Origin of the sequence: Synechococcus sp. BSA11S (genome assembly GCF_014224355.1) — a bacterium.
GTDB lineage: Bacteria > Cyanobacteriota > Cyanobacteriia > PCC-6307 > Cyanobiaceae > Regnicoccus_A.
On record NZ_VNWP01000012.1, the window covers coordinates 1 to 20,270 of the forward strand.

Genomic DNA, 20,270 nt, shown 5'->3' on the forward strand with positions numbered 1-20,270 from the left:
ATAGGCGGTGGGGAACAGCAGCAGACCGGACCACCCGACAAAAACAAAGCGATCACGCTTCAGCCAGTCATCGAGGACGTCGAACCATCCCCGTGCGGCAGGCGCGCGCCCTAAAGCGATCGTCATGCAGGTACTTCATGAACCTTTACAACCAACATCCTACAAAAACCGGCAGCCCCCGGGAGCCCTCTCCCACGAGCACACCCCGAAATGAGTAAAAGCACTCAGCCAGCCCTGTCGGTGGCCGGCGGCGGTGCGGCAGACCGTTCGCCAGAGTGGGCCCTGGCCTTCAAACGCAGAACGTGTACGTCGTCGAGCTCGCCCTCAAGCTCAGTCCCATGCCCATCTCGGTGCAGCGAAAGGAGCTCAGTGACGCCCAGTCGCTCCACAGCGAGATCAGGGCAGCCATGGAAAGCGGCCAACCCCGGGTGCTCGAGCTCCACTGTGAGAAAGCCGAGGAGAAGCGCGTCAGCCTGCTCAGCGGGGAACTCCTGGCCGTTCAGCTCTATGAGAAGTCGGCGGTCGGCGGCGGCAGCAAGCGGCCCGGATTCAGCGTCGACGGTTGATGGCCTTGGGCAGCCCCTCCGGCGGAGCCTCGCCGCCGGGGTCGTCCCCCGCCCTGGTGGCGGAAGGTCTCTGTCTGACCTGGGCCAACGGCAGCCAGGCCCTGAATCACTGTGACCTGCGCCTGCCAGGATCCGGCCTCTGGATGCTGGTGGGCGGCAACGGCAGTGGCAAGAGCACTCTGCTGCGCCTGCTCGCGGGCCTGCTTGAGCCCAGCAGTGGCCGCGTCAGGTTGACCCTCAAGCCTGCCCTGGTCTTCCAGAACCCCGACCACCAGTTGCTGCTGCCCAGCTGCGGAACGGATCTGCAGCTCGGTCTGGCGCAGGACCTGGCCCCGGAACAGCGCCAGGGTCGCCTGGCCGCGGCCCTGGCCCAGGTGGGGCTTGGGGGATTTGAGGGGCGACCGATTCATACCCTCAGCGGCGGACAGAAACAGCGGCTGGCGATCGCCGGCGCCCTCGCCGGTGACGCGAGCCTTCTCCTGCTCGATGAGCCCACTGCCTTGCTCGACCCCGAAAGCCAGGGGGAGGTGCTGCAGCTGATCGATCGGCTCTGCCATCGCCCTGATCGGCCTCTCACCGCGTTGTGGATCACCCATCGCCTCGAAGAGCTCGACCACTGCGACGCGGCCGCCGAAATGGAGCGGGGGCTGATCGGCCCCTGGCAGCAGGGGCCAGCCCTGCGGCGGACCATCGAGAACCGGCTTCCCCCCTTGCCTGCCGGCAGGGCCGGCGGGTAGGGTCTCGTGATCCCATTCCTCGGTAGCTCAGCGGGAGAGCGGTCGGCTGTTAACCGATTGGTCGCAGGTTCGAATCCTGCCCGGGGAGTTTTTCACGATTCATCACGGCCTGAAGAGGTCGAATGTTCTGGCACCTGCTCCGGCGAGCCCAGCCCGGGGCAAGCCTGATGGCACTCGTCACAACGGGACGCCGACGACAAGAGCGAAGCCGAAAGAAAATCTGAAGATTCAATTCAGATGCTTCTCCGCCTGCTTGCGGATGAACCCAGGCCACGCCTGCTCTCTGGTTGTCAGGCCAGCCGAGGGAGCGATCAGGCAGTTCGCATCAATGCCAGAGATCAGGAGAAAATAAGGCTCACATTCTTGTGGTATCGGCCATCTGCGCCTTGCCGTCACGTGTCCTCCAGCCTCTGCCATGAAGCCCTGCATCTTGCTGATCGAGGACGACGGGGACATGCGCGAGCTGGTGGCCGGCCACCTCGAGCACGGTGGCTTCACCGTGGAGACGGCTGATGACGGAATCAAGGGGCAGGCCATGGCCCTGCAGGCCAATCCCGACCTGATCCTGCTCGACCTGATGCTGCCGAAGGTGGATGGCCTCACCCTCTGCCAGCGGCTGCGGCGCGATGAGCGCACCGCCGGTATCCCCATCCTGATGATCACGGCCCTTGGCGGCACCAAGGACAAGGTGAGCGGCTTCAACTCCGGCGCCGACGACTACCTCACCAAGCCTTTCGATCTCGAGGAGCTGATGGTGCGTGTCAAGGCCTTGCTGCGCCGCAGCGACCGGGCACCGCTCTCCACCAAGCACAGCGAAATCCTCAGCTATGGGCCACTCACACTGGTGCCCGAGCGGTTCGAGGCGATCTGGTTCGACGAACCGGTGCGCCTCACCCACCTGGAATTCGAATTGCTCCACTGCCTGCTGCAGCGCCATGGCCAGACCGTGGCGCCTTCATTGATCCTCAAGGAGGTCTGGGGCTACGAACCCGACGACGACATCGAGACCATCCGGGTGCATGTGCGTCACCTGCGCACCAAGCTCGAACCAGATCCTCGCAAACCCCGTTTCATCAAGACCGTCTATGGAGCCGGCTATTGCCTGGAACTGCCGACCGGCGTCAAGCTGACCCAGCAGGAAGCCCTGATCCACAGCCTGCGGGAGGAGCAACTGGCCGCAGCCTCCCACGCCCTGGAGAGTGCCTGAGCTCAGCTGGACTTGCGGGGTGCCGGCTCAGCTGATCACACCGCTCAGCTCCAGCAGGGCCACTTCCCAGGCCAGGCGCGGCTGCACGAATCCACGCAGCTGGCCCCGCAGCCGCTCCAGCCGTTGCTGAGCTGCCAGCTGGGGGTTCTGGCGCCAGAGGCGCAGCTGCCACCAGTTCAGCAGCCACAACTGCTGATCCAGATCGAGCGCTTCGCTCAGGTCACGGGCCAGCCCCATGGCCTCCAGAGGGTCGGCCTCCAGAGCAGCCAGGCGTGAAGCCAGGCCGCTGGGCAGGGCCCACCACTGGCGGCGGTGCTCGAGCAGTGCCCCCGGAGACCCGGCCGCCAGCTCGATCAGCTCCGGAGGGTCGTCAGCGGCGGCACCTTCAGACTGCTCAGCCTGCGCTGCCAGCACCAGCGCCATGGCGCTGGGGTCGAGGGGACGGAAGGGGATCTGCTGGCAGCGGGAGCGGATCGTGCTGAGCAGCCGCTCCGGTGCGGCGCTGAGCAACAGCAACAGACCTGATCCTGGCTCCTCCAGGGTCTTGAGCAGACCGTTGGCCGCCCCTTCCGCCATCAGCTCCACCGCCTCGATCACCACCACCGGGCGGGGGCCAGCCACGGCGCGTCTGGCCAGGAAGGGGCCGACGGTGCGGATCTGCTCCAGCCGGATCTGCGGCAGGCCGCGTCTGCTCACCCCCTTCGCTGCCGCTTGGCTCACCGGCACGAGCTGTCCCTGGTGGGAGTAAGTGGGCTCCAGCCAGAGCAGGTCAGGGTGGTTGCCCTGGATCAGGCGTCGGCGCAGGGCGGTCGAACCCGCAGGCCCCGCGAGCACGCCCTCCAGGAAGCGCAGGCCCCCCAGGCGCCTGCCCACCCCTTCCGGCCCGGTGAGCAGATAGGCGGCCGCCAGCCGCTGGCGCTCCAGCGAGGCACGCATCAGCGCCACCGCCGTGGGCTGACCGATCAGGTCGGCGAAGAGATCAGCCATCGCGATGGCCGGGCCCCACGAGAAGGAAGCGCTCCAGCAGTACCGCGTGGATGGCCGCCTCCAGCTCACCTGGAGTTGCTGAGGCCTCCAGGCGCGTCCAGCCCCGCTCGGTGGCCAGACGGGCAAAACCGGCCGAGACCCGCTCCAGAAACGGCATACCGGCTGCCTCGATCCGATCGGCACCGCGGTGGCCGCGGCGCTCGGCGGAGAGGGCCAACGGCAGATCGAGCCAGAGGGTGAGATCAGGAGTGAGGCCGCCGGTGGCGATGGCCTCGAGCTGGTCGATCAGCGCCAGGGACAGACCCCGGCCATGGCCCTGGTAGGCGGCCGTTGAGCCGGCAAAGCGATCACTGAGCACCCAGTGTCCGGCCGCCAGGGCCGGCTGGATCAGGCTCTGCACGTGCTGAGCGCGATCGGCGGCGTAGAGCAGAAGCTCGGCGGTGGCCACCGGAGCCGCCTCCTCAGGGGGGTGCAGCAGCAGCTCCCTGAGGCCCTGACCGAGGGGGGTGCCACCGGGCTCCCGGGTGGTCACCAGCTGGGCGCCCGCCGGCATCAGGCCGCTGCTGGGAAGCCAGGCACGCAGTCGTTCCAGCTGACTCGATTTCCCCGAGCCATCGATGCCCTCCAGCACCAGAAAGCGGCCTCGTCGCTCAGGGACGGCCATGGAGCAGCAACGCGTTGACGACAACGGTGATCGAACTGAGGGCCATCAGCAGGGCGGCCAGCGGGGGCGAGAGCAGCACACCGAAGCCCGGCAGCAGCGCCCCCGCGGCGACCGGCAGCACGATCAGGTTGTAACCGAAGGCCCAGAACAGGTTCTGCCTGACCTTGGCCAGGGTGCGGCGAGCCAGGCGCAGGGCCTCCACCAGCGACTCCAGCCGGTCGCCGAGGATCACCAGACCGGCAGTGTCCTGGGCGATCTGGGTGCCGGTGCCCACGGCGATCCCCAGATCAGCGGCCGCCAGGGCCGGGGCGTCGTTGATGCCGTCACCCACCATCGCCACAGGCCCCTGCTGACGCCAGCGCAGGATGTGCTCCAGCTTCTGCTGGGGGTCCAGTTCCCAGGCCAGGCCGGAGCTGGAGAGTCCAAGGCGATCGCCCAGCTGCAAGACGGGCTCGCGGCGATCACCGCTGAGCACCCCAAGTTGCAAGCCCATGCCAGCAAGCTCCGCCAGGGCCTGGGAGGCATCGTTGCGGGGCTGGTCCTGCACCGCCACCAGCCCGAGGATGGCGCCAGGGGAGGCCACCGCCAGCACCGTGGTGCCTGCGGATTCCAGCTGGCTCAGGTGTTGCTCAAGATCAGAGTCCAGGGCGAGACCCTGCTGGCTCAACCAGCCAGGGCGGCCGACCCGCGCCAGTCCCTCCTGGCCGCCGACCCGGCCTTCCACACCGGATCCGACTTCCGTGCGGCTGTGACTCACTGTTTTCAGGGCCAGCCCGCGGCACTGGGCCTCCTGCAGCAGGGCATGAGCCAGGGGGTGACGCGTGTGCTGCTCGAGGCTGGCCGCGAGCTGGATCAGGGCATCCCCGGCCGCCCCGGAAGGGTCGCCGGCTCCTGCCGGGAGCACAGCCACCACCAGGGGGCGCCCGAGGGTGAGGGTTCCGGTCTTGTCGAAGAGCACGCTGTGCAGGCGTGCCGCCATCTCGATTGCGTCGCCACCTCGGAACAACAGGCCGGAGCGGGCCGCCTGGCCCGATCCCACCGTGATCGCCGTGGGCGTGGCCAGCCCGAGGGCACAGGGGCAGGCCACAACCAGCACAGCGATAGCCAGCTGCAGGGCCAGGGAGAAGGGACTGGTGGCCGACGTTCCAAGCACTCCGTGGCCACCATGGGGTGCTTGCTGGGCCACGCCCATCAGCACATGGGGCCAGAGCCTGGTGCCCCATTGCCACCAGAACAGAAATGTGGCCAGGGCCAGCAGCAGCACCGCCACGGTGAAGCGGCCGGCCACCCGATCGGCGAGGCTCTGGATCGGAGCCTTGCGGGCCTGGGCCTGTTCCACAAGGGCGATGATCCGGGCCAGGGTGGATTCAGGGCCCGTGCGCCGCACCTCCAGGGCCAGGGGAGCCTGCAGGTTGAGCATCCCGGCCATCAGCTCACTGCCGGGGCCGGCCTCCAGGGGAAGGGGTTCGCCCGTGAGACTGGACACATCCACCGCCGAGTGTCCCTCCACTACCTCGCCATCGACCGGAACACGATCGCCGGGGAGGAGGCGCACACGATCGCCGGGACGCAGGCCAGCAACGGGCACAGTCCGCGGGGGTCCTTCGCCCAGCAGCAGCAGGGCGGTGTCGGGTTGCAGGCGCACCAGCTGCTCGAGCGCCTGGCCCGTGCGGTTGCGGGCACGCTCCTCGAGGAAGCGCCCCAGCAGCACGAAGCCCAGCAGCATCACGGGCTCGTTGAAGAAGCAGGGCCAGCCTGAAGCGGGTCTCAGGTAGGCCACCAGGCTGGCCAGGTAGGCGCTGCCCATGCCCAGCCCCACCAGCGTGTCCATGCTGGGAGACCGCAGCCAGGCGTCGCGGACACCCCGGATCAGGATGGAGCGCCCCGGCCCCAGCAGGGCGAGGCTGGCCACGAGGGCGTGAAAGCCGAGATCCCCCAGCCGGTGGAAACCGGGCAGGGCCATCAGGGCGGCCGGCAGGTGGCCCCCTTCGGCCAGGTGGCCGAGCACCGACACCAGCATCAGGCAGAGAGCCACGATCAGCTGGCGCCATTCCTGACGCCAGCGGCGCTGCCGGTCCCGCTCGGCCTGGCTGGGGTCGCCGACCACCTGATCGCGCCGTTGGGCCTCAAAGCCCAGGGCCTGCAGGCTGGCGATCAGTGCCGGTGCCGGATCCTCCGTCGCCCCGACCCGGGCGGGATCCAGACCGATCCAGGCCGTGCGGGTCACCAGATTGACGCTCGCCTGATCGACGCCTGGTTGCTCCAGCAGTCGCCGCTCCACCGCGCGCACGCAGCCGCCGCACTTCATGCCCTCCACATCCAGGAGCAGGGGCTCGACGGATGAGCTGGGCGCTGCAGGGGGAGGCGTCAGTGTCACGGCGGATGCTCCGTCCCCAAGGGTAGGGAGTGTGGCGCCGGGTCCCTGGCCTGTCGGAGACCCGTCAGGATGGGAGCACTGATCACGCCAGCCGCGCCGTGCCCCGCAGCCAACGCAACGACAACTTCATCGACAAGAGTTTCACGGTGATGGCCGACCTGATCCTGAAGGTGCTGCCCACCAACCGCCGGGCGAAGGAGGCCTTCGCCTACTACCGCGATGGCATGAGCGCCCAGGGTGATGGGGAATACGCCGAGGCGCTCGAGAACTATGACGAGGCCCTCAAACTCGAGGACGACCCCCTGGATCGCGCGTTCATCCTCTACAACATGGCCCTCGTGTACACCAGCAATGGTGATCACCAGCGCGCGATCGAAACCTACGAGCAGGTGCTGGAGCTCAACAGCAAGATGCCCCAGGCCCTCAACAACATGGCCGTGATCCACCACCATCTGGGTTGCCTGGCTGAGGAGCGGGGCGATACCGACGAATCCGACCGACGCTTCGATCAGGCGGCCGACTACTGGACCAAGGCGATCCGGATGGCCCCCAACAATTACATCGAAGCCCAGAACTGGCTGAAGACCAGCGGCCGTGGTTCTGTCGACGTGTACTTCTGAGCGCGGGACCCGAACCGATCAGGCCCTGAGTCTCAGTCGGCGGAGGGATCCACCCCCAGGGCCGCCACCAGGGCCTCGGCCACACCACCGGCCTCCAGCAGCTCGAGGCCCAGGGCCGCGGCCACCGGAGCCAGGCCGCTGCTGCGGGGCACAACGGCCCGGCGGAATCCAAGCCGGGCGGCCTCCTGCAACCGCAACTCCAGCTGGGCCACCGAGCGAATCTGCCCCCCCAGCCCCAGTTCCCCCACCAGCACCGTTCCGGCCGGCAGGATCAGGTCGCGGTAGCTGGCCACCACGGCGGCGGCCACCCCCAGATCGGCGGCGGGCTCCTCCACCTCCAGCCCACCGGCCACGGCCAGGTAGCAGTCGAAGCGGGAGAGGGGAAGGCCCATGTGCTTCTCCAGCACGGCCAGGATCTGGTGGAGGCGGTTGATGCCGATCCCGGTGGCGGTTCGCCGGGGGCTGGCATAGCTGGTGGTGCTGACCAGGGCCTGCAGGTCGACCAGAAGAGGGCGGGTGCCCTCGCAGGCCACGATCGTGGCGGTTCCGGCGCAGGGACCTTCCCCCCCCAGGAAAAGCTCACTGGGATTGGTCACCTCCGCCAGGCCCCGATCACGCATCTCGAACACCCCCAGCTCGTGGGTGGCGCCGAAGCGATTCTTGACCGCCCGCAGCAGGCGGTGGCTGGCGAAACGATCGCCCTCGAAGGTGAGCACCGCATCCACCAGGTGTTCGAGCACCTTCGGCCCTGCCAGCATTCCCTCCTTGGTGACGTGGCCCACCAGCAGCAGGGCCATGTCCTGGCGCTTGGCCAGCCGCTGCAGCGCCGCCGCGCACTCCCGGACCTGGGAGACCGAGCCCGGGGCGCTGTTCAGCTCGGCGTCGTGAAGGGCCTGGATGCTGTCGATGATCGCCACGGCCGGGCGGAGGGCTTCCAGCTCCTGCAACACCAGCTCCAGATCGGTCTCAGCCAGAAGCTGCAGGCCTTCTTCGCCTGGTCCTCCCTCCGCCGGCTGCTGCAGGCGGCGCCAGCGCAGCTTCACCTGCTGGGCCGATTCCTCCGCACTCACGTAGAGCACCGAGCAGTCGGCGGCGAGGGCCCGCGCGCTCTGCAGGAGCAGTGTCGACTTTCCGATGCCCGGATCTCCCCCCACAAGCACGAGCGATCCGGGCACGAGTCCGCCGCCCAGAACGCGATCCAGCTCAGGGAAGCCGCTGGAGAGCCGCTGCAACGGGCGCTCGCCAACGGACTGGATCGGCTCGGACCGCCGGGCCCGTGGACCGGAGTGATCCCCGACGGCGGGAACGGGTACGGCGCGACGACGGCGACCGTCAGCCGCGGGGTTGCTCTGCTCCACCAGGCTGTTCCAGCTGCCACAACCCGGACAGCGGCCGAAAAACTGACGGGACTGGGCTCCACAGCTCTGACAGGCGTAGAAAGGGGTGGAACGTCCCAAGGAGGTTTGTGAAGAATGGTGGCTTTGGGTGAACTGGCGGGTGCTCGCCCCTTTTCAGTAGGCGGAGATTTTGCAACCGTGCCGGCGACGCGATGACGGTTTCCAGCTCAGCGAAGGAGACCATCCTGGTCGTCGACGACGAAGCCAGCATCAGGCGCATCCTCGACACTCGCCTGTCGATGATCGGCTACCAGGTGGTCACGGCTGCCGATGGGGTCGAGGCCCTCGAGGCGTTCCATCAGTCCAGTCCAGATCTGGTGGTGCTCGACGTGATGATGCCCAAGCTCGATGGGTATGGGGTCTGCCAGGAGCTGCGCAAGGAATCGGACGTGCCGATCGTGATGCTCACGGCCCTGGGTGATGTGGCTGACCGCATCACAGGCCTTGAACTGGGGGCCGACGACTACGTCGTCAAGCCCTTCAGCCCGAAGGAACTCGAGGCCCGCATCCGCTGCGTGCTTCGGAGGGTGGAGAAGGATCAGGTCGTGGGGATCCCGAACTCCGGGGTCATCCAGGTGGGGGAGCTGCGCATCGACACCAACAAGCGCCAGGTGTACAGGGGTGAGGAGCGCATTCGCCTCACAGGCATGGAATTCAGCCTGCTGGAGCTGCTGGTGAGCCGTTCGGGTGAGCCCTTCAGCCGTGGGGAGATTCTCAAGGAGGTCTGGGGCTATACCCCCGAGCGCCATGTGGACACCCGTGTGGTGGATGTCCACATCTCCCGGTTGCGCTCCAAATTGGAGGATGATCCTGCCAATCCCGAGCTGATCCTCACGGCCCGCGGCACGGGATATCTGTTCCAGCGCATCGTGGAAGCCGTTGCCTCCGAAGGAACCTGAGTTCGAGATTCGCCCCGGCAGGCGTGCCAGGCCCAGCCGGGCCATCCGGCGGCTGGTGATCTGGTACCGCCGCAACGCGGCGGTCACCACAATCGTGGGCACGGCCTCCTCCTCGGCCAGTTCGGCGGCCTCTGCAGCGGGTTCGGTGGCCGGGTCCGTGGCCGGCAGCATGGCCTCCGCCGCCGGATCAGTGGCCGGCAGCATGGCCTCCACGGCCGGGTCGGTCCTCAACCCTCTGGTGATCGATCCGCTGCGCAGGCTGCAGCAGAGCGGCGGGGAGGAGCTGGCCGCCATCAAGCGGGGAGATCGGCTCTGGGTGGCCGTTGACGGAATGGGAGGCGACCACGCCCCGGGACCGATCCTCGAAGGATGCCTCAAGGCGGTGCAGATCCTGCCGGTGCGCATCCGCTTCGTGGCTGAAACCGCGGCCGTGGAGTCGGTGCTGGCTGAGCTGGGCCTGAGCGACGTGCTGCAGGAGGCCGTCCAGCAGGGCCTGATCGAGCTCGTGCCCAGTGGCCCCTCCGTGGGCATGGACGACGAGGCCACGGTGGTGCGGCGCAAGCGCGATGCCAGCATCAACCTGGCCATGGACCTGGTGAAGCGGGGTGAAGCCACCGCCATCTATTCAGCCGGCAACTCCGGGGCGGTGATGGCCTCCGCCATCTTTCGCCTGGGGCGCCTCAAGGGCATCGACAGGCCAGCGATCGGAGCCCTCTTCCCCACCAAGGATCCGTCCCAGCAGGTGCTGGTGCTGGACGTGGGGGCCAACATGGATTGCAAGCCGGGTTACCTGCACCAGTTCGCCCTCCTGGGGAGCATCTACAGCCGCGATGTGCTCGGCGTGTCCGAACCGAGCGTCGGCCTGCTGAACATCGGTGAGGAGGAATGCAAAGGCAATGAACTCACCCTCAGGGCCTTCCCACTGCTGGCGGCTGAACCCAGGATCCGCTTCAAGGGCAACTGCGAAGGCCGCGACGTGCTCTCAGGCACCTTCGACGTGGTCGTCTGCGATGGCTACACCGGCAACGTGCTGCTCAAGTTCCTTGAATCGGTGGGCAGCGTGCTGCTCGACGTGTTGCGGGCGGAGTTGCCCCGAGGTCGTCGTGGCAAGGTCGGCTCGGCCTTCCTGCGCAGCAACCTGGTCCGGATCAAGAAACGGCTCGACCACGCCGAGCACGGCGGCGCCCTGCTGCTGGGAGTGAACGGCGTCTGCGTGATCGGCCACGGCAGCAGCAAGGCGCTCTCGGTGGTCAGCGCCCTGCGCCTGGCCCACCTGGCCGCCAGCCACGGCGTGATGGACGACCTGCACCGGCTCAGCGCGCAGGAGGAGACCGTCACGGCCTGTGGTTGACTGAGCCCAACTGAGGACTGACACGGTGTCGCTCGGCCGGATGGGCGCAGGGATGGCCCTGGTGGGTAGCGGCAGCGCCCTTCCCAAGTTCAGTGTCAGCAATGAACAGCTGAGTCGTCGGGTCGACACCAACGACGCCTGGATCCGCAGCCGGACCGGCATCGAGGCCCGCCGGGTGGCCGGTCCCGGAGAAACCCTCACCAGCCTGGCCACCGCCGCCGCCCAGGCCGCCCTCGAGCATGCCGGCTGGGGCCCCGAAGACCTCGACCTGATTCTGCTGGCCACCTCAAGCCCGGATGATCTGTTCGGCACCGCCCCGAGAGTGCAGGGGGCCATCGGTGCCAGCGCGGCGGCGGCCTTTGATCTCACCGCCGCCTGCAGCGGTTTTCTCTTCGCGCTGATCACCGCCGGTCAGTACATCCGGGGAGGAACGGTGAGGCGGGCCCTGGTGATCGGCGCCGACCAGCTCAGCCGCTGGATCGACTGGGACGACCGCAGCACCTGCGTGCTCTTCGGTGACGGTGCCGCCGCCGTGGCTGTGGAAGCCTGCGAGGAGTCGTGCAATGGCCTGCTGGGCTTCAAGATGCATTCCGATGGTCGCCGGGCCGACTGCCTCTCCCTGCGCCAACGGGACGAGCACATGCCCCTGCTGGAGGGCCACTCGGCCCAGAAGGGCGGTTTCGAGACGATTCACATGAATGGCCAGGAGGTCTACAAGTTCGCCGTGCGGGAGGTGCCGGCGGTGCTGCAGGAGCTGCTGGAGAGCACCGGCACGGCGGCTGATCAACTCGACTGGCTGCTGCTGCACCAGGCCAACCAGCGCATCCTCGATGGGGTGGCTGACCGCTTCGCCATCCCGCATGAACGGGTGCTGAGCAACCTGGCCCACTACGGCAACACCTCCGCCGCCACCATTCCCCTGATGCTCGATGAGGCCGTGCGCGATGGACGGGTGCTCCCGGGGGATCTGATCGCCAGCAGCGGCTTCGGAGCAGGCCTCAGCTGGGGGGCCGCCCTGCTGCGCTGGGGTGGCCCCGACGGCGGCCAGACGCCCTTGAATCCCGGCTGAACGGCACCGCCGTAATCTCCAGCCGGTTGGAGTGCATGTCGCCATGGGAATTGCCTGGGTGTTTCCCGGTCAGGGCTCGCAGAAAGCCGGTATGGCCACAGGTGTGCTCGAGCTCCCAGGTGCCCGCGAGCGATTCGCCGCAGCCTCCGCGCTGCTGGGGCGCGATCTGCTGGCGATCTGTGCCGGCGAAGGGGCCGAGGCCCGGGCGGAGCCTGCTGATCTGGGCGACACCCGCAACACCCAGCCTGCCCTGTTCGTGCTCGAGAGTCTGCTGGTCGACGGCCTCAAGGCCCAGGGCCGCCAGGCCGATCTGGTGGCGGGCCACAGCCTCGGAGAACTGGTGGCCCTCTACGCCTCCGATGTCTTCGACTTCAGCACGGGTCTTGAACTGATGCACCGGCGCAGCGAACTGATGGCCGCGGCGGGTGGCGGGACGATGACCGCGCTGATCGGCTTCGAGCGCGGCGAACTCGACGCCCTGGTGGAAGCCAACGCGGGTGTGGTGATCGCCAACGACAACAGCTCGGCCCAGGTGGTGATCTCGGGGACGCCGGAGGCGGTGGCCGCCGTGGCCGGTCAGCTCCGCTGCAAGCGGGCCATCCCCCTGGCGGTTTCGGGGGCCTTCCACTCCCCGTTCATGGCCGACGCCGCTGCCGCCTTTGCCGCCCTGCTGGAAGACGTACCGTTCGCCGACGCCAGCATCCCGGTGCTGAGCAACACCGATCCGACCCCCACCAGCCGCGGGAGCGAACTCAAGGAGCGGCTGCGCCGCCAGATGGTCAGCGGCGTGCGCTGGCGCGAAACCATGGACCAGCTGACGGCCCAGGGGATCGACACCGTGGTGGAGATTGGTCCGGGCAACGTGCTCAGCGGCCTGATCAAGCGCAGCCTGCCGGGGGTGAGCACCGCCCAGATCAGCGATGCTGCCGACCTGGGCCTGTGAGTGATACCGACAAGGATCTCCCCGCCAGCGGACCGATCCCCCCCCGTCGCCGTGGTCTGCGCCGTCGCAGGCGCTCCACCGAGCCCCCGGCCCTGCTCACCCCAAGGCCGAGCCTCACCTACCGGCTGATCAGCTACCTGCTGGTGTTTCCGGTGTTCAGGCTGCTGTTCCGGGGACGCACCACCGGCAATGGCCATGTGCCCATGGAGGGGGCCCTGGTGGTGGTCGCCAACCACGGCTCCCATCTCGATCCGCCCCTGCTGGGGCATGCCCTGGGCCGTCCGGTGGCCTTCATGGCCAAGGCGGAACTGTTCCGTGTGCCCCTGCTGGGGCCCATCATCCGGGCCTGCGGCGCCTATCCCGTCTCCCGTGGTGCCAGCGACCGGGAGGCCATCCGCATCGCCACCGATCGCCTGCTCGAGGGCTGGGCCACCGGAGTGTTCATCGACGGCACCCGGCAGGCGGACGGGCGCGTCAACCAGCCACAGCCCGGGGCGGCGCTGCTGGCGGCGCGGGCGGGAGTTCCCCTCCTGCCCGTGGCCATCATCAACAGCCACCGGGCGCTGGGCACGCGCCAGGGCAAGCCGCGGCTGGTGCCGATCCACATCCGCATCGGCCGGATCATCCCGCCGCCCGCCTCCCGTCGCCGCATCGACCTGCAGGCCACCACGGCCGCCTGCCAGGAGCAGATCAACGGGCTCCTCGATCAGGGCCTGCTGTCCCCGGGGAAGGCCCCATCTGCTCTGCCGCCCACGCGCGCAGATCACGACCGGTGACCACCCAGGCGGCGGCCCTCAGGCCATCGCCCCAGACCTTGCGGCGCCCTTCCGGAAGGCAGCGATCCCCGCAGGAGACCGGCACCGGCGTGAGCCGGATGCCGCGACTGCCGGCCACGATCCGGCCCACCAGCAGGGCCCGGTCCATGTGATCGCTGCTGGTGACCAGCAGCACATGGCGAATGCCGCGGCGCCTGAGGTCATCGACCACCGTGGTGAAGTTGCCGAGGGTGTCGCGGGCGCGGTAATCCAGACGGAACTGGCGGCGGTCGAGACCCTCCTGGCTGAACAGCCACTGGGCGTATTCCGGATTGCTGCCGCCGCTCACCAGCAGAGGGAGCCCGTCGCGATGGGCGAGCCGACCGGCCAGCTTCTCCCTGTCGATGTCGCCCCCCAGGACAAGGATCAACTGGGGCCGGACAAGACTGGGTGCCAGCAGGCCCCGGGCCACCAGCAGCAGCCCGCCGCCCAGAAGTGCGAGCAGCAACAGCCGTCGCATCAGCGTGGCCCCGCCGCCACCGGACCGGTGGGATAGATGGGCAGGACGGAGGCCCAGGGAGCCGCCGCTCCCGCCGCCGCCGCCAGGCCACTCAGGCGGAGCAGCTGGGCCACGTCGGCCTCTGGATCCACCAGGACTTCCAACCGATCGCCGCCGGGCGGCAGATCGCCCAGCTGCCCGTACAGGCGTGGGGCCTCCCTCTCGGCCATCCCCCCCAGTGCCCACGCGTCCATGCCATAGCGACCCGCCACGATGCCGCGACGGGGAAGCTCCTGCAACAGCCAGAAGGGTTCCTCCCCCACCTCACCGCGCTGACTCAGACGGTGGGCCATCAGCAGAAAGCTGCTGAATCCATCCAGGGGCAGCGCCAGCTGCTGCGCCAGGGTGCGGGCGAAGACCACGGTCAGGCGGGTGCCGGTGAATCCCCCAGGGCCGGTGGCCACGGCCAGGCGCCCCAGCTCCCGCCAGCGGCGGGCCGGCAGCAGTTGCTCAACGCAGCCGAGCAGGTCGTTGGAGAGCCTGCGGCCCAGGGGATGGCTGGTGATGCGGGGGGGCTGCTGGGGCGAGAGGGGATCGGGAGTCGCCAGGGAGGCCAGCCCCAGCCCAAGGACATCGCTGGAACTGTGCAGCGCCAGGAGCAGGGGCGCGGCAACGCTCATGCCGGCACCACCTCCCCCGGGCGCAGGCGACTCCAGCGGCCGGGGTCGGACTGGAAGCTTGCGCAGGCCCGCACGTCCCACTCCACCCCCACCTGATCACCCGCGAGGCTGATCACCTGGACATGAATGCGGGGGGCCTTGGGGGTCAGATCCGGCTCCATGCTGAGGTGCTCCACACCGTGCTGCCGCTCCACCGCGTGATAGGCCTGACAGCGCTCCACCCAGTGGCAGTCGACGCAGATGCACATGCCGCCGGAGCCCTCGACTTCCCCCATTCTGGAGTGGGCCTGCTCCAGGCTGGGACGGAAAGCCGCAGCCAGTGGGGTGCTGCACCGGGCCCTGGCTGTTGAAGACTGGCCCTTGCCGCCGAAAGCCTTCCCCAGCGGCACCGCTCTGGTGGGGGGGGCCGTGCGCGATGGTCTGCTGGGGCGGCTCGGTCCAAAGCCGGACCTGGATCTGGTGGTGCCCGAGGACGCGATCGCCCTCTGCCGGGTCCTGGGCCGCCGCCACGGTGGCACTGTCGTGGTCCTGGATGCAGAGCGCTCCATCGCCAGGCTGGTGCTCCGCGGCTGGAGCCTTGACCTGGCCCGCCGGGTGGGGGAGAGCCTGGAGTGCGATCTGTGGCGACGGGATTTCAGGCTGAATGCCCTGGCCCTGCCGCTCGAGCCAGGGGCTGAGCTGCTCGATCCCACCGGCGGCCTGGAGGATCTGATACAGGGGGAGCTGGTGGCGGTGCGGGAAGCGAATCTGCTCGACGATCCACTGCGGATGCTGCGGGGGGTGCGCCTGGCCGCCGAGCTCGGCTTTCGGCTGGAACCACGTACCCAAGCCTGGATCGCCTGTCACCACGACCGCATCAGCCAGGTGGCTCCGGAGCGTGTCCTGCAGGAACTGGAACGACTGGCCGACGCCCCCGGCGGGGGAGCGGGTCTGGAGGAGGCCCTGGCCCTTGGCCTGCTCGATCCGTGGCGGCCGATCGTCCCTGGGCCGCTCTGGGGACCAGGGGTGAATCCGGGTGCCGGGGCCCGGAACCTTGACCATCCCCAGGCCCGAGAGCTGGGTCTGAGCCCGACGGAAGCCGCACGGGCCCTGCCCCTGGCGCGGCTGGCCTGGCTGCTCGATGCGCCAGCTCTGGAGCGGCTGCGCAGCAGCCGCCAGTTGCAGCAACGCTGCGGGCGCCTGCGCCAGTGGCTGCTGCGCCTGCTCGGCAGCACTGGGGACATCCCCGTAGGACTGGAGAATCTGAGTGAAGCCCAGCGGTTGACGCTGCACCAGCAACTGGAGACAGATCTACCAGCCCTGCTGCTGTTTTTTCCCGGCAACCTGGCGGCTGAATGGTTAGCGCGATGGCGCAATCCCCAGGATCCGTTGTTCCATCCCCGCGCCCCGATCGATGGCCACACGCTCCAGGTCAGCCTTGGCCTGAGTCCGTCTCCGCAGCTGGGAGAACTGCTGGCCCACCTGACCCTGGAGGCTGCCTGCGGCCGCCTGCGGGGCCGGGATGAAGCCCTCCGTCAGGCACGTCTCTGGCTGACGAGGACCATGGCGTGATTTACTTAAAGATGAAAAGGCATCCATCCACAGCCTGACCCCGCCCGAAAGCATCGGCTGATCGTCAGAGGTTTTGTCCAGGGATTTCCGAGCCACTGGCTCTCCAGACCAACCTGCTCATCGATCAACACACCGCCATCGGTCCAAAACCTTCCTTTCCTCCCCTCGTTTCATGAGCGTTCGTCTTTACGTCGGTAACCTGCCGCAGAGCTTCGATGACAAGGAGCTCACCGCCCTGTTCACCTCCGTGGGCGAAGGCGTGCGCTTCAAGACCGTTCAGGACCGGGAAACCGGCGCCTGCCGTGGCTTCGGCTTCGCCAACGTCGACGACGAGAAGCTCGCTGATCTGGTGATCGAGCAGCTCAACGGGCGTGATTTCGGAGGCAACAGCCTGCGCATCGAGCGCTCCGAGCGTCGCGATTCCCGCGCCGGTGCCTCCACCGACCGCCGCCCCGGTGCCTCCACCGCCACCGTGTCCCGCAAGGCCGTCAACAAGGTGGTCCACAGCGACACCATCAGCGAAGGCGCTCCCGACCCCCGCTGGGCCGGCGAACTGGCCAAGCTCAAGTCTCTGCTGGCCAACCAGACGGCTGCTGTCTGATCGAACCTGCTGACCCGGATCTCACCGTCCGCTCCCCCACTGGTCTGGTGCGTGGCTGAATCCACCGGCATGGATCCCAGCGGCATCCAGCACTGGTGCTGGCAGGGTCGCTCGATCGGTTTCAGAGCCCAGGGCCCCGAACTGGGCGGCTCGAATTCAGGTTCAGTGGTGCTGCTGATCCATGGCTTCGGTGCCTCCAGCGCGCATTGGCGGCACAACCTGCCGGCCCTCGGGGAGCACTTCTCCACCTTCGCCATTGACCTGCTCGGTTTCGGCTGCAGCGACAAGCCCCGATCCCTGTTGAAGGGGGAAGCCGAATCCGGCGGGGCTGTCGGCTATGGCTTTGATCTCTGGGCGGAGCAGGTGGCCGACTTCGCGGCCTGGGTTCTGGCCAGTGCCAGCGCAGACCCGACGACCCCGGCCCCCAGCCTGCAGTTGGTGGGCAACTCGATCGGTGGTGTGGTGGCCCTGCGGGCCAGTGAATTGCTGTGTGCCCGCGGCCTGGCACCCCGCCAGGTGATCCTGATCGATTGCGCCCAGCGCACCCTCGACGAGAAACGGCTGGCGCTGCTGCCGTGGCCCCAGCGCGCCAGCCGTCCGCTGATCAAGCAGCTGGTGCGCCAGCGCTGGCTGATCGCCCCGTTGTTCCGCACCCTGGCCCGGCCCGGCTTCATCCGACGGGTGCTGGCCATGGCCTACCCCAGTGGCGCCAACGTGGATGACGCCCTGGTTGAGCTGCTCTTCCGGCCCAGCACTGATCCCGGGGCCCCGGAGAGCTTCAGAGGGTTCGTCAACCTGTTCGACGATCACCTGGCACCGGACATCCTCCCCCGCCTTGGCAGCCTGCCGGTGCGCATGATCTGGGGCGAGCTGGACCCCTGGGAGAACCCTGCCGAAGCCCGGCAATGGTCCGACCGGTTCGCCTGCATCCGTGAGCTGCGGGTGCTGCCGGGGCTGGGGCATTGCCCCCACGACGAAGCCCCGGAGCTGGTGAATCCGATTCTGATCGACTGGCTCAGCGCGACTGGGCCATCACATAGGAACAGGGGAGATCAAGCAGTTTGAGGGGGCGGGGGACAAAGGCCCGTTGACTGAACACGTCGTAGTCGAGCTGCTCAATCACATCGAGGATTCCCCGGTAGAGCCTCAGGGAGGCCCAGACCGGCCAGCGGGCATCGGCCGAGAGCCAGCGAACCCCCGCCTCTGAGCGGGCGAACCACTGGCGAGCCCGCCGCAGCTGAAAGGCCATCAGGGCGCGCCAGTTGTCGTTGAGAGTGCCGGCGAGCAGATCGGCCTCGGAGTAACCGAAGCGCCTGAGATCCTCCTGGGGCAGATAGATCCGCCCGCGGCCGCGGTCTTCACCCACATCCCGAAGGATGTTGGTGAGCTGATTGGCGATGCCCAGGGCCACCGCCGCACTGGAGGTGTCCGGAGGCTCGCTCCAGGGGGCTGAGGTGTAGGCCGGATCCAGCCCCATCACCTCCTGGGTCATCAGGCCCACCGTGCCCGCCACCCGATAGCAATAGAGCTGCAGATCCTCGAAGCGGGCGTAGCGGTGCCGCTGCAGGTCCATGCGCTGACCCTCGATCATGTCGAGGTAGGGCTGCAGGGGCTGGGGGTAGCGCCTGAGGGTGTCGGCCATCACCAGATCCAGTGCGTCGCGCACCTCTCCACCGAACAGGGCCCGGGTGCGCCCCTCCCAGCGATCGAGTCGTTCGGCCAGACGATCGACCGGCAGGGCCTGGGCCTGGGGACTGTCCATCAGCTCGTCGGTGCGGCGGCACCAGACGTAGATGGCCCAGATCGCCCGCCGCTTTGCCGGCGGCATCAGCAGGGTGCCGAGATAGAAGGTTTTGGCCCACTGGGCGGTTTCCTGGCGGCAGGCCTCGTAAGCCTCCTCCAGCGTCGGCAGGGAAGGTCGGGGCACCGTGGGGGAGGCGGCCAGCACCGTCACACCGCCAGGGGAGCCTTGGCCCGGCTGTGGCTCACGGCCTCAGCGCAGAGCTTGCCGCTCAGCACAGCCCCCTCCATCGAAGCGAGGTAGCGCTGCATGGTGTAGTCACCGGCCATGAAGAAATTGGCGATCGGCGTGTCCTGCGTCGGTCGCAGTTGCTGGCAGCCTGGCACCGTCTTGTAGACGGAGAGCGGTGTCTTCACAACCCGTGCCTTGCGCAGCTGAGCCTGGTCCTCGCCGCTGAAGTGCTCAGGGAACAACCGCTGGAGTTCCCCCATGGTGGCCTCCACGATCGCCTCGTCGCTGCGCCCGATCCACTCGGCGGCCGGCGCAAAGACCAGCTCCAGCATCGAGCGCTCGGGATCGGCGTACTCCCGGCAGGTGTTGCTCATGTCGGCATAGACGCTGAGCAGATCGGAGCGGCTGAACAGCAGGTGATCGATCGCGGTCAGCTTGCGGTCGAACCAGAGGTGGATGTTGATCACGGGCACCCCCCTCAGCCCATCCAGTTTCTGGAAGAAGGGCAGCTGCTTCCAGGGCTCGGGCAGCAGCAGCTTGAACGGATCCACCGGCAGGGCGCTCACATAGGCGTCGGCCTGCAGAAGGCGGGGCTCCTGGCCCTGGACGCCGGCCAGACGGAAACCGGAGACGGTGCCGTCATCAGCCAGCTCGATCTGGCGCAGGGGACTGTTGAGATGCACCTCACCACCACGCTCCTTGATCCAGGCCACGATCGGCTCGCACAGCCGCTGGGGTGGATTGCCGTCGAGGAACGCCATCTTGGAGCCGTTCTTCTCCTGCAGGAACCTGTTCAAAGCCGTGAGGATCACCGTGCTGGAGATTTCATCAGGATTGATGAAGTTCAAGGCCTTACTCATGGCAATGAACACTTCATCATTCACACGCTTGGGAATCTGATGAAGCTCAAGCCACTCCGACCACGAATACTTGTCGCACTCCTCGACGTAGTCTTGGCCTCGCAGCATCGCCGGCACAAGCCCAAGGCCGAAGCGGATCTTCTCCGGCCAGCTCAGCATGTCGTTGTTGCCCAGGATCGCCACCACACCATTGAGTGGGGCGGGAAGGTCGGGAAAATCGAAGCGGCTGTAGTTCCCTGGCGACTCCTTCTGATTGAAGATCATCGCGTGATCTTTCCACTGCAGACGATCTTCGATGCCCAGCTCGGCGAAGAGCTGCAGCATGTTCGGATAAGCCCCGAAGAAGATGTGCAGACCGGTTTCGTACCAGTCACCGTCCTCGTCCTGCCAGGCGGCCACCTTGCCGCCGAGCACGTCGCGCGCCTCCACGACCACGGGCGTGTGTCCCGCATCGCTGAGGTATTTGGCGCAGGAGAGACCGGCAAGGCCTGCTCCGGCGATGGCGACGCGCATGGGGATTTGAGAAGTCAACGGC

General features: G+C 68.0%; 21 protein-coding genes, 1 tRNA gene and 1 pseudogene. 13 read left to right on the plus strand and 10 right to left on the minus strand.

All coding sequences use genetic code 11. From position 1 onward, the window contains the following. Positions 1-126 (minus strand): annotated as a pseudogene (locus tag FPZ61_RS11030) (photosystem II D2 protein (photosystem q(a) protein)); the annotation flags it as partial. A gap of 176 nt (positions 127-302) precedes the next feature. On the opposite strand from FPZ61_RS11030, the gene FPZ61_RS11035 reads away from it, so the two are divergent. From FPZ61_RS11035 to FPZ61_RS11050, 4 genes are all read left to right on the plus strand, one after another. Then, the gene (locus FPZ61_RS11035) at positions 303-566 is read left to right on the plus strand and encodes a hypothetical protein (RefSeq protein WP_185466643.1); all 264 of its coding nucleotides are present in this window, start codon (positions 303-305) and stop codon (positions 564-566) included. Beyond that, complete coding sequence (locus FPZ61_RS11040) at positions 566-1,303, plus strand: ABC transporter ATP-binding protein (RefSeq protein ID WP_185466644.1); 738 nt, start codon at positions 566-568, stop codon at positions 1,301-1,303. Before FPZ61_RS11035 ends, FPZ61_RS11040 begins: the two co-directional genes overlap by 1 nt. A 16-nt stretch (positions 1,304-1,319) precedes the next feature. Beyond that, positions 1,320-1,391 (plus strand) — tRNA-Asn (locus FPZ61_RS11045). 327 nt (positions 1,392-1,718) lie between these two features. Then, on the plus strand, positions 1,719-2,510 hold the full coding sequence (locus FPZ61_RS11050) for a response regulator transcription factor (RefSeq protein WP_185466645.1): 792 nt from the start codon (positions 1,719-1,721) through the stop codon (positions 2,508-2,510). A gap of 27 nt (positions 2,511-2,537) precedes the next feature. Here FPZ61_RS11050 and FPZ61_RS11055 read toward each other — a convergent pair whose 3' ends face one another. From FPZ61_RS11055 to FPZ61_RS11065, 3 genes are read right to left on the minus strand one after another with little or no spacing between them, the layout of a single operon-like run. Next, complete coding sequence (locus FPZ61_RS11055; protein WP_185466646.1) at positions 2,538-3,497, minus strand: DNA polymerase III subunit delta'; 960 nt, start codon at positions 3,495-3,497, stop codon at positions 2,538-2,540. Then, positions 3,490-4,161 (minus strand): dTMP kinase, encoded by a 672-nt coding sequence (tmk, locus tag FPZ61_RS11060; protein WP_185466647.1) that lies wholly within the window; start codon positions 4,159-4,161, stop codon positions 3,490-3,492. The genes FPZ61_RS11055 and tmk overlap by 8 nt, the downstream gene beginning before the upstream one ends. Further along, entirely contained in the window at positions 4,148-6,538 is a 2,391-nt protein-coding gene (locus FPZ61_RS11065; protein ID WP_259739035.1) for a cation-translocating P-type ATPase, read from the minus strand. Before FPZ61_RS11065 ends, tmk begins: the two co-directional genes overlap by 14 nt. A gap of 98 nt (positions 6,539-6,636) precedes the next feature. Here FPZ61_RS11065 and FPZ61_RS11070 point away from each other — a divergent pair, with 98 nt between their 5' ends. Beyond that, entirely contained in the window at positions 6,637-7,158 is a 522-nt protein-coding gene (locus FPZ61_RS11070) for a photosystem I assembly protein Ycf3 (RefSeq protein ID WP_185466648.1), read from the plus strand. Between the two features lie 32 nt (positions 7,159-7,190). Here the strand turns inward: FPZ61_RS11070 and radA are convergent, their stop codons facing one another. After that, complete coding sequence (gene radA / locus FPZ61_RS11075; RefSeq protein ID WP_185466649.1) at positions 7,191-8,615, minus strand: DNA repair protein RadA; 1,425 nt, start codon at positions 8,613-8,615, stop codon at positions 7,191-7,193. A 92-nt stretch (positions 8,616-8,707) separates the two neighbouring features. Between radA and rpaB the strand changes: the two genes are divergently transcribed. From rpaB to FPZ61_RS11100, 5 genes are read left to right on the plus strand one after another with little or no spacing between them, the layout of a single operon-like run. Next, complete coding sequence (gene rpaB / locus FPZ61_RS11080) at positions 8,708-9,454, plus strand: response regulator transcription factor RpaB (protein ID WP_185466650.1); 747 nt, start codon at positions 8,708-8,710, stop codon at positions 9,452-9,454. Beyond that, positions 9,435-10,805 carry a phosphate acyltransferase PlsX gene (gene plsX, locus FPZ61_RS11085; RefSeq protein ID WP_185466651.1) on the plus strand — a complete coding sequence of 457 codons (1,371 nt, stop codon included), beginning with the start codon at positions 9,435-9,437 and terminating at the stop codon, positions 10,803-10,805. Before rpaB ends, plsX begins: the two co-directional genes overlap by 20 nt. Before the next feature lie 52 nt (positions 10,806-10,857). After that, on the plus strand, positions 10,858-11,874 hold the full coding sequence (locus FPZ61_RS11090; protein WP_185466711.1) for a beta-ketoacyl-ACP synthase III: 1,017 nt from the start codon (positions 10,858-10,860) through the stop codon (positions 11,872-11,874). A 43-nt stretch (positions 11,875-11,917) separates the two neighbouring features. Further along, positions 11,918-12,817: an ACP S-malonyltransferase gene (gene fabD, locus FPZ61_RS11095; protein WP_185466652.1), complete on the plus strand. Its 900-nt coding sequence runs from the start codon at positions 11,918-11,920 to the stop codon at positions 12,815-12,817. A 56-nt stretch (positions 12,818-12,873) separates the two neighbouring features. Beyond that, on the plus strand, positions 12,874-13,593 hold the full coding sequence (locus FPZ61_RS11100) for a 1-acyl-sn-glycerol-3-phosphate acyltransferase (RefSeq protein WP_185466712.1): 720 nt from the start codon (positions 12,874-12,876) through the stop codon (positions 13,591-13,593). Here the strand turns inward: FPZ61_RS11100 and FPZ61_RS11105 are convergent. The 3 genes from FPZ61_RS11105 to FPZ61_RS11115 are packed head-to-tail and all read right to left on the minus strand — an operon-like array spanning position 13,508 to position 14,999. Next, positions 13,508-14,092: a YdcF family protein gene (locus FPZ61_RS11105; protein WP_185466653.1), complete on the minus strand. Its 585-nt coding sequence runs from the start codon at positions 14,090-14,092 to the stop codon at positions 13,508-13,510. The genes FPZ61_RS11100 and FPZ61_RS11105 overlap by 86 nt on opposite strands. Then, positions 14,092-14,751 carry a tRNA (adenosine(37)-N6)-threonylcarbamoyltransferase complex dimerization subunit type 1 TsaB gene (tsaB, locus tag FPZ61_RS11110; RefSeq protein ID WP_185466654.1) on the minus strand — a complete coding sequence of 220 codons (660 nt, stop codon included), beginning with the start codon at positions 14,749-14,751 and terminating at the stop codon, positions 14,092-14,094. The genes FPZ61_RS11105 and tsaB overlap by 1 nt, the downstream gene beginning before the upstream one ends. Continuing rightward, positions 14,748-14,999, minus strand: coding sequence for a Ycf34 family protein (locus FPZ61_RS11115; RefSeq protein ID WP_185466713.1), 252 nt, complete (start codon positions 14,997-14,999; stop codon positions 14,748-14,750). Before FPZ61_RS11115 ends, tsaB begins: the two co-directional genes overlap by 4 nt. Here FPZ61_RS11115 and FPZ61_RS11120 point away from each other — a divergent pair. The 3 genes from FPZ61_RS11120 (at position 14,998) to FPZ61_RS11130 (ending at position 17,968) form a co-directional block, all read left to right on the plus strand. Continuing rightward, complete coding sequence (locus FPZ61_RS11120; protein WP_185466655.1) at positions 14,998-16,302, plus strand: CCA tRNA nucleotidyltransferase; 1,305 nt, start codon at positions 14,998-15,000, stop codon at positions 16,300-16,302. The two genes, FPZ61_RS11115 and FPZ61_RS11120, sit on opposite strands and share 2 nt — an antisense overlap. A 172-nt stretch (positions 16,303-16,474) precedes the next feature. Next, positions 16,475-16,903 carry an RNA-binding protein gene (locus FPZ61_RS11125; RefSeq protein ID WP_185466656.1) on the plus strand — a complete coding sequence of 143 codons (429 nt, stop codon included), beginning with the start codon at positions 16,475-16,477 and terminating at the stop codon, positions 16,901-16,903. A gap of 69 nt (positions 16,904-16,972) precedes the next feature. Continuing rightward, a complete protein-coding gene (locus FPZ61_RS11130) occupies positions 16,973-17,968 on the plus strand; it encodes an alpha/beta fold hydrolase (RefSeq protein WP_185466714.1) in 996 nt (331 codons plus the stop codon). Here FPZ61_RS11130 and FPZ61_RS11135 read toward each other — a convergent pair. Beyond that, positions 17,919-18,857: a phytoene synthase gene (locus FPZ61_RS11135; RefSeq protein ID WP_259739041.1), complete on the minus strand. Its 939-nt coding sequence runs from the start codon at positions 18,855-18,857 to the stop codon at positions 17,919-17,921. The genes FPZ61_RS11130 and FPZ61_RS11135 overlap by 50 nt on opposite strands. After that, a complete protein-coding gene (gene pds / locus FPZ61_RS11140) occupies positions 18,854-20,248 on the minus strand; it encodes a 15-cis-phytoene desaturase (RefSeq protein ID WP_185466658.1) in 1,395 nt (464 codons plus the stop codon). The genes FPZ61_RS11135 and pds overlap by 4 nt, the downstream gene beginning before the upstream one ends. Positions 20,249-20,270 lie beyond the last annotated feature (22 nt).

Coding starts and splice junctions, on each gene's coding strand:
- FPZ61_RS11040 (WP_185466644.1), top strand. CDS start 566: ATGGCCTTGGGCAGCCCCTCCGGCGGAGCCTCGCCGCCGGGGTCGTCC.
- FPZ61_RS11050 (WP_185466645.1), top strand. CDS start 1,719: ATGAAGCCCTGCATCTTGCTGATCGAGGACGACGGGGACATGCGCGAG.
- FPZ61_RS11055 (WP_185466646.1), bottom strand. CDS start 3,497: ATGGCTGATCTCTTCGCCGACCTGATCGGTCAGCCCACGGCGGTGGCG.
- tmk (WP_185466647.1), bottom strand. CDS start 4,161: ATGGCCGTCCCTGAGCGACGAGGCCGCTTTCTGGTGCTGGAGGGCATC.
- rpaB (WP_185466650.1), top strand. CDS start 8,708: ATGACGGTTTCCAGCTCAGCGAAGGAGACCATCCTGGTCGTCGACGAC.
- FPZ61_RS11090 (WP_185466711.1), top strand. CDS start 10,858: ATGGCCCTGGTGGGTAGCGGCAGCGCCCTTCCCAAGTTCAGTGTCAGC.
- fabD (WP_185466652.1), top strand. CDS start 11,918: ATGGGAATTGCCTGGGTGTTTCCCGGTCAGGGCTCGCAGAAAGCCGGT.
- FPZ61_RS11105 (WP_185466653.1), bottom strand. CDS start 14,092: ATGCGACGGCTGTTGCTGCTCGCACTTCTGGGCGGCGGGCTGCTGCTG.
- tsaB (WP_185466654.1), bottom strand. CDS start 14,751: ATGAGCGTTGCCGCGCCCCTGCTCCTGGCGCTGCACAGTTCCAGCGAT.
- FPZ61_RS11120 (WP_185466655.1), top strand. CDS start 14,998: ATGCCGCCGGAGCCCTCGACTTCCCCCATTCTGGAGTGGGCCTGCTCC.
- FPZ61_RS11115 (WP_185466713.1), bottom strand. CDS start 14,999: ATGTGCATCTGCGTCGACTGCCACTGGGTGGAGCGCTGTCAGGCCTAT.
- FPZ61_RS11125 (WP_185466656.1), top strand. CDS start 16,475: ATGAGCGTTCGTCTTTACGTCGGTAACCTGCCGCAGAGCTTCGATGAC.
- FPZ61_RS11130 (WP_185466714.1), top strand. CDS start 16,973: ATGGATCCCAGCGGCATCCAGCACTGGTGCTGGCAGGGTCGCTCGATC.
- pds (WP_185466658.1), bottom strand. CDS start 20,248: ATGCGCGTCGCCATCGCCGGAGCAGGCCTTGCCGGTCTCTCCTGCGCC.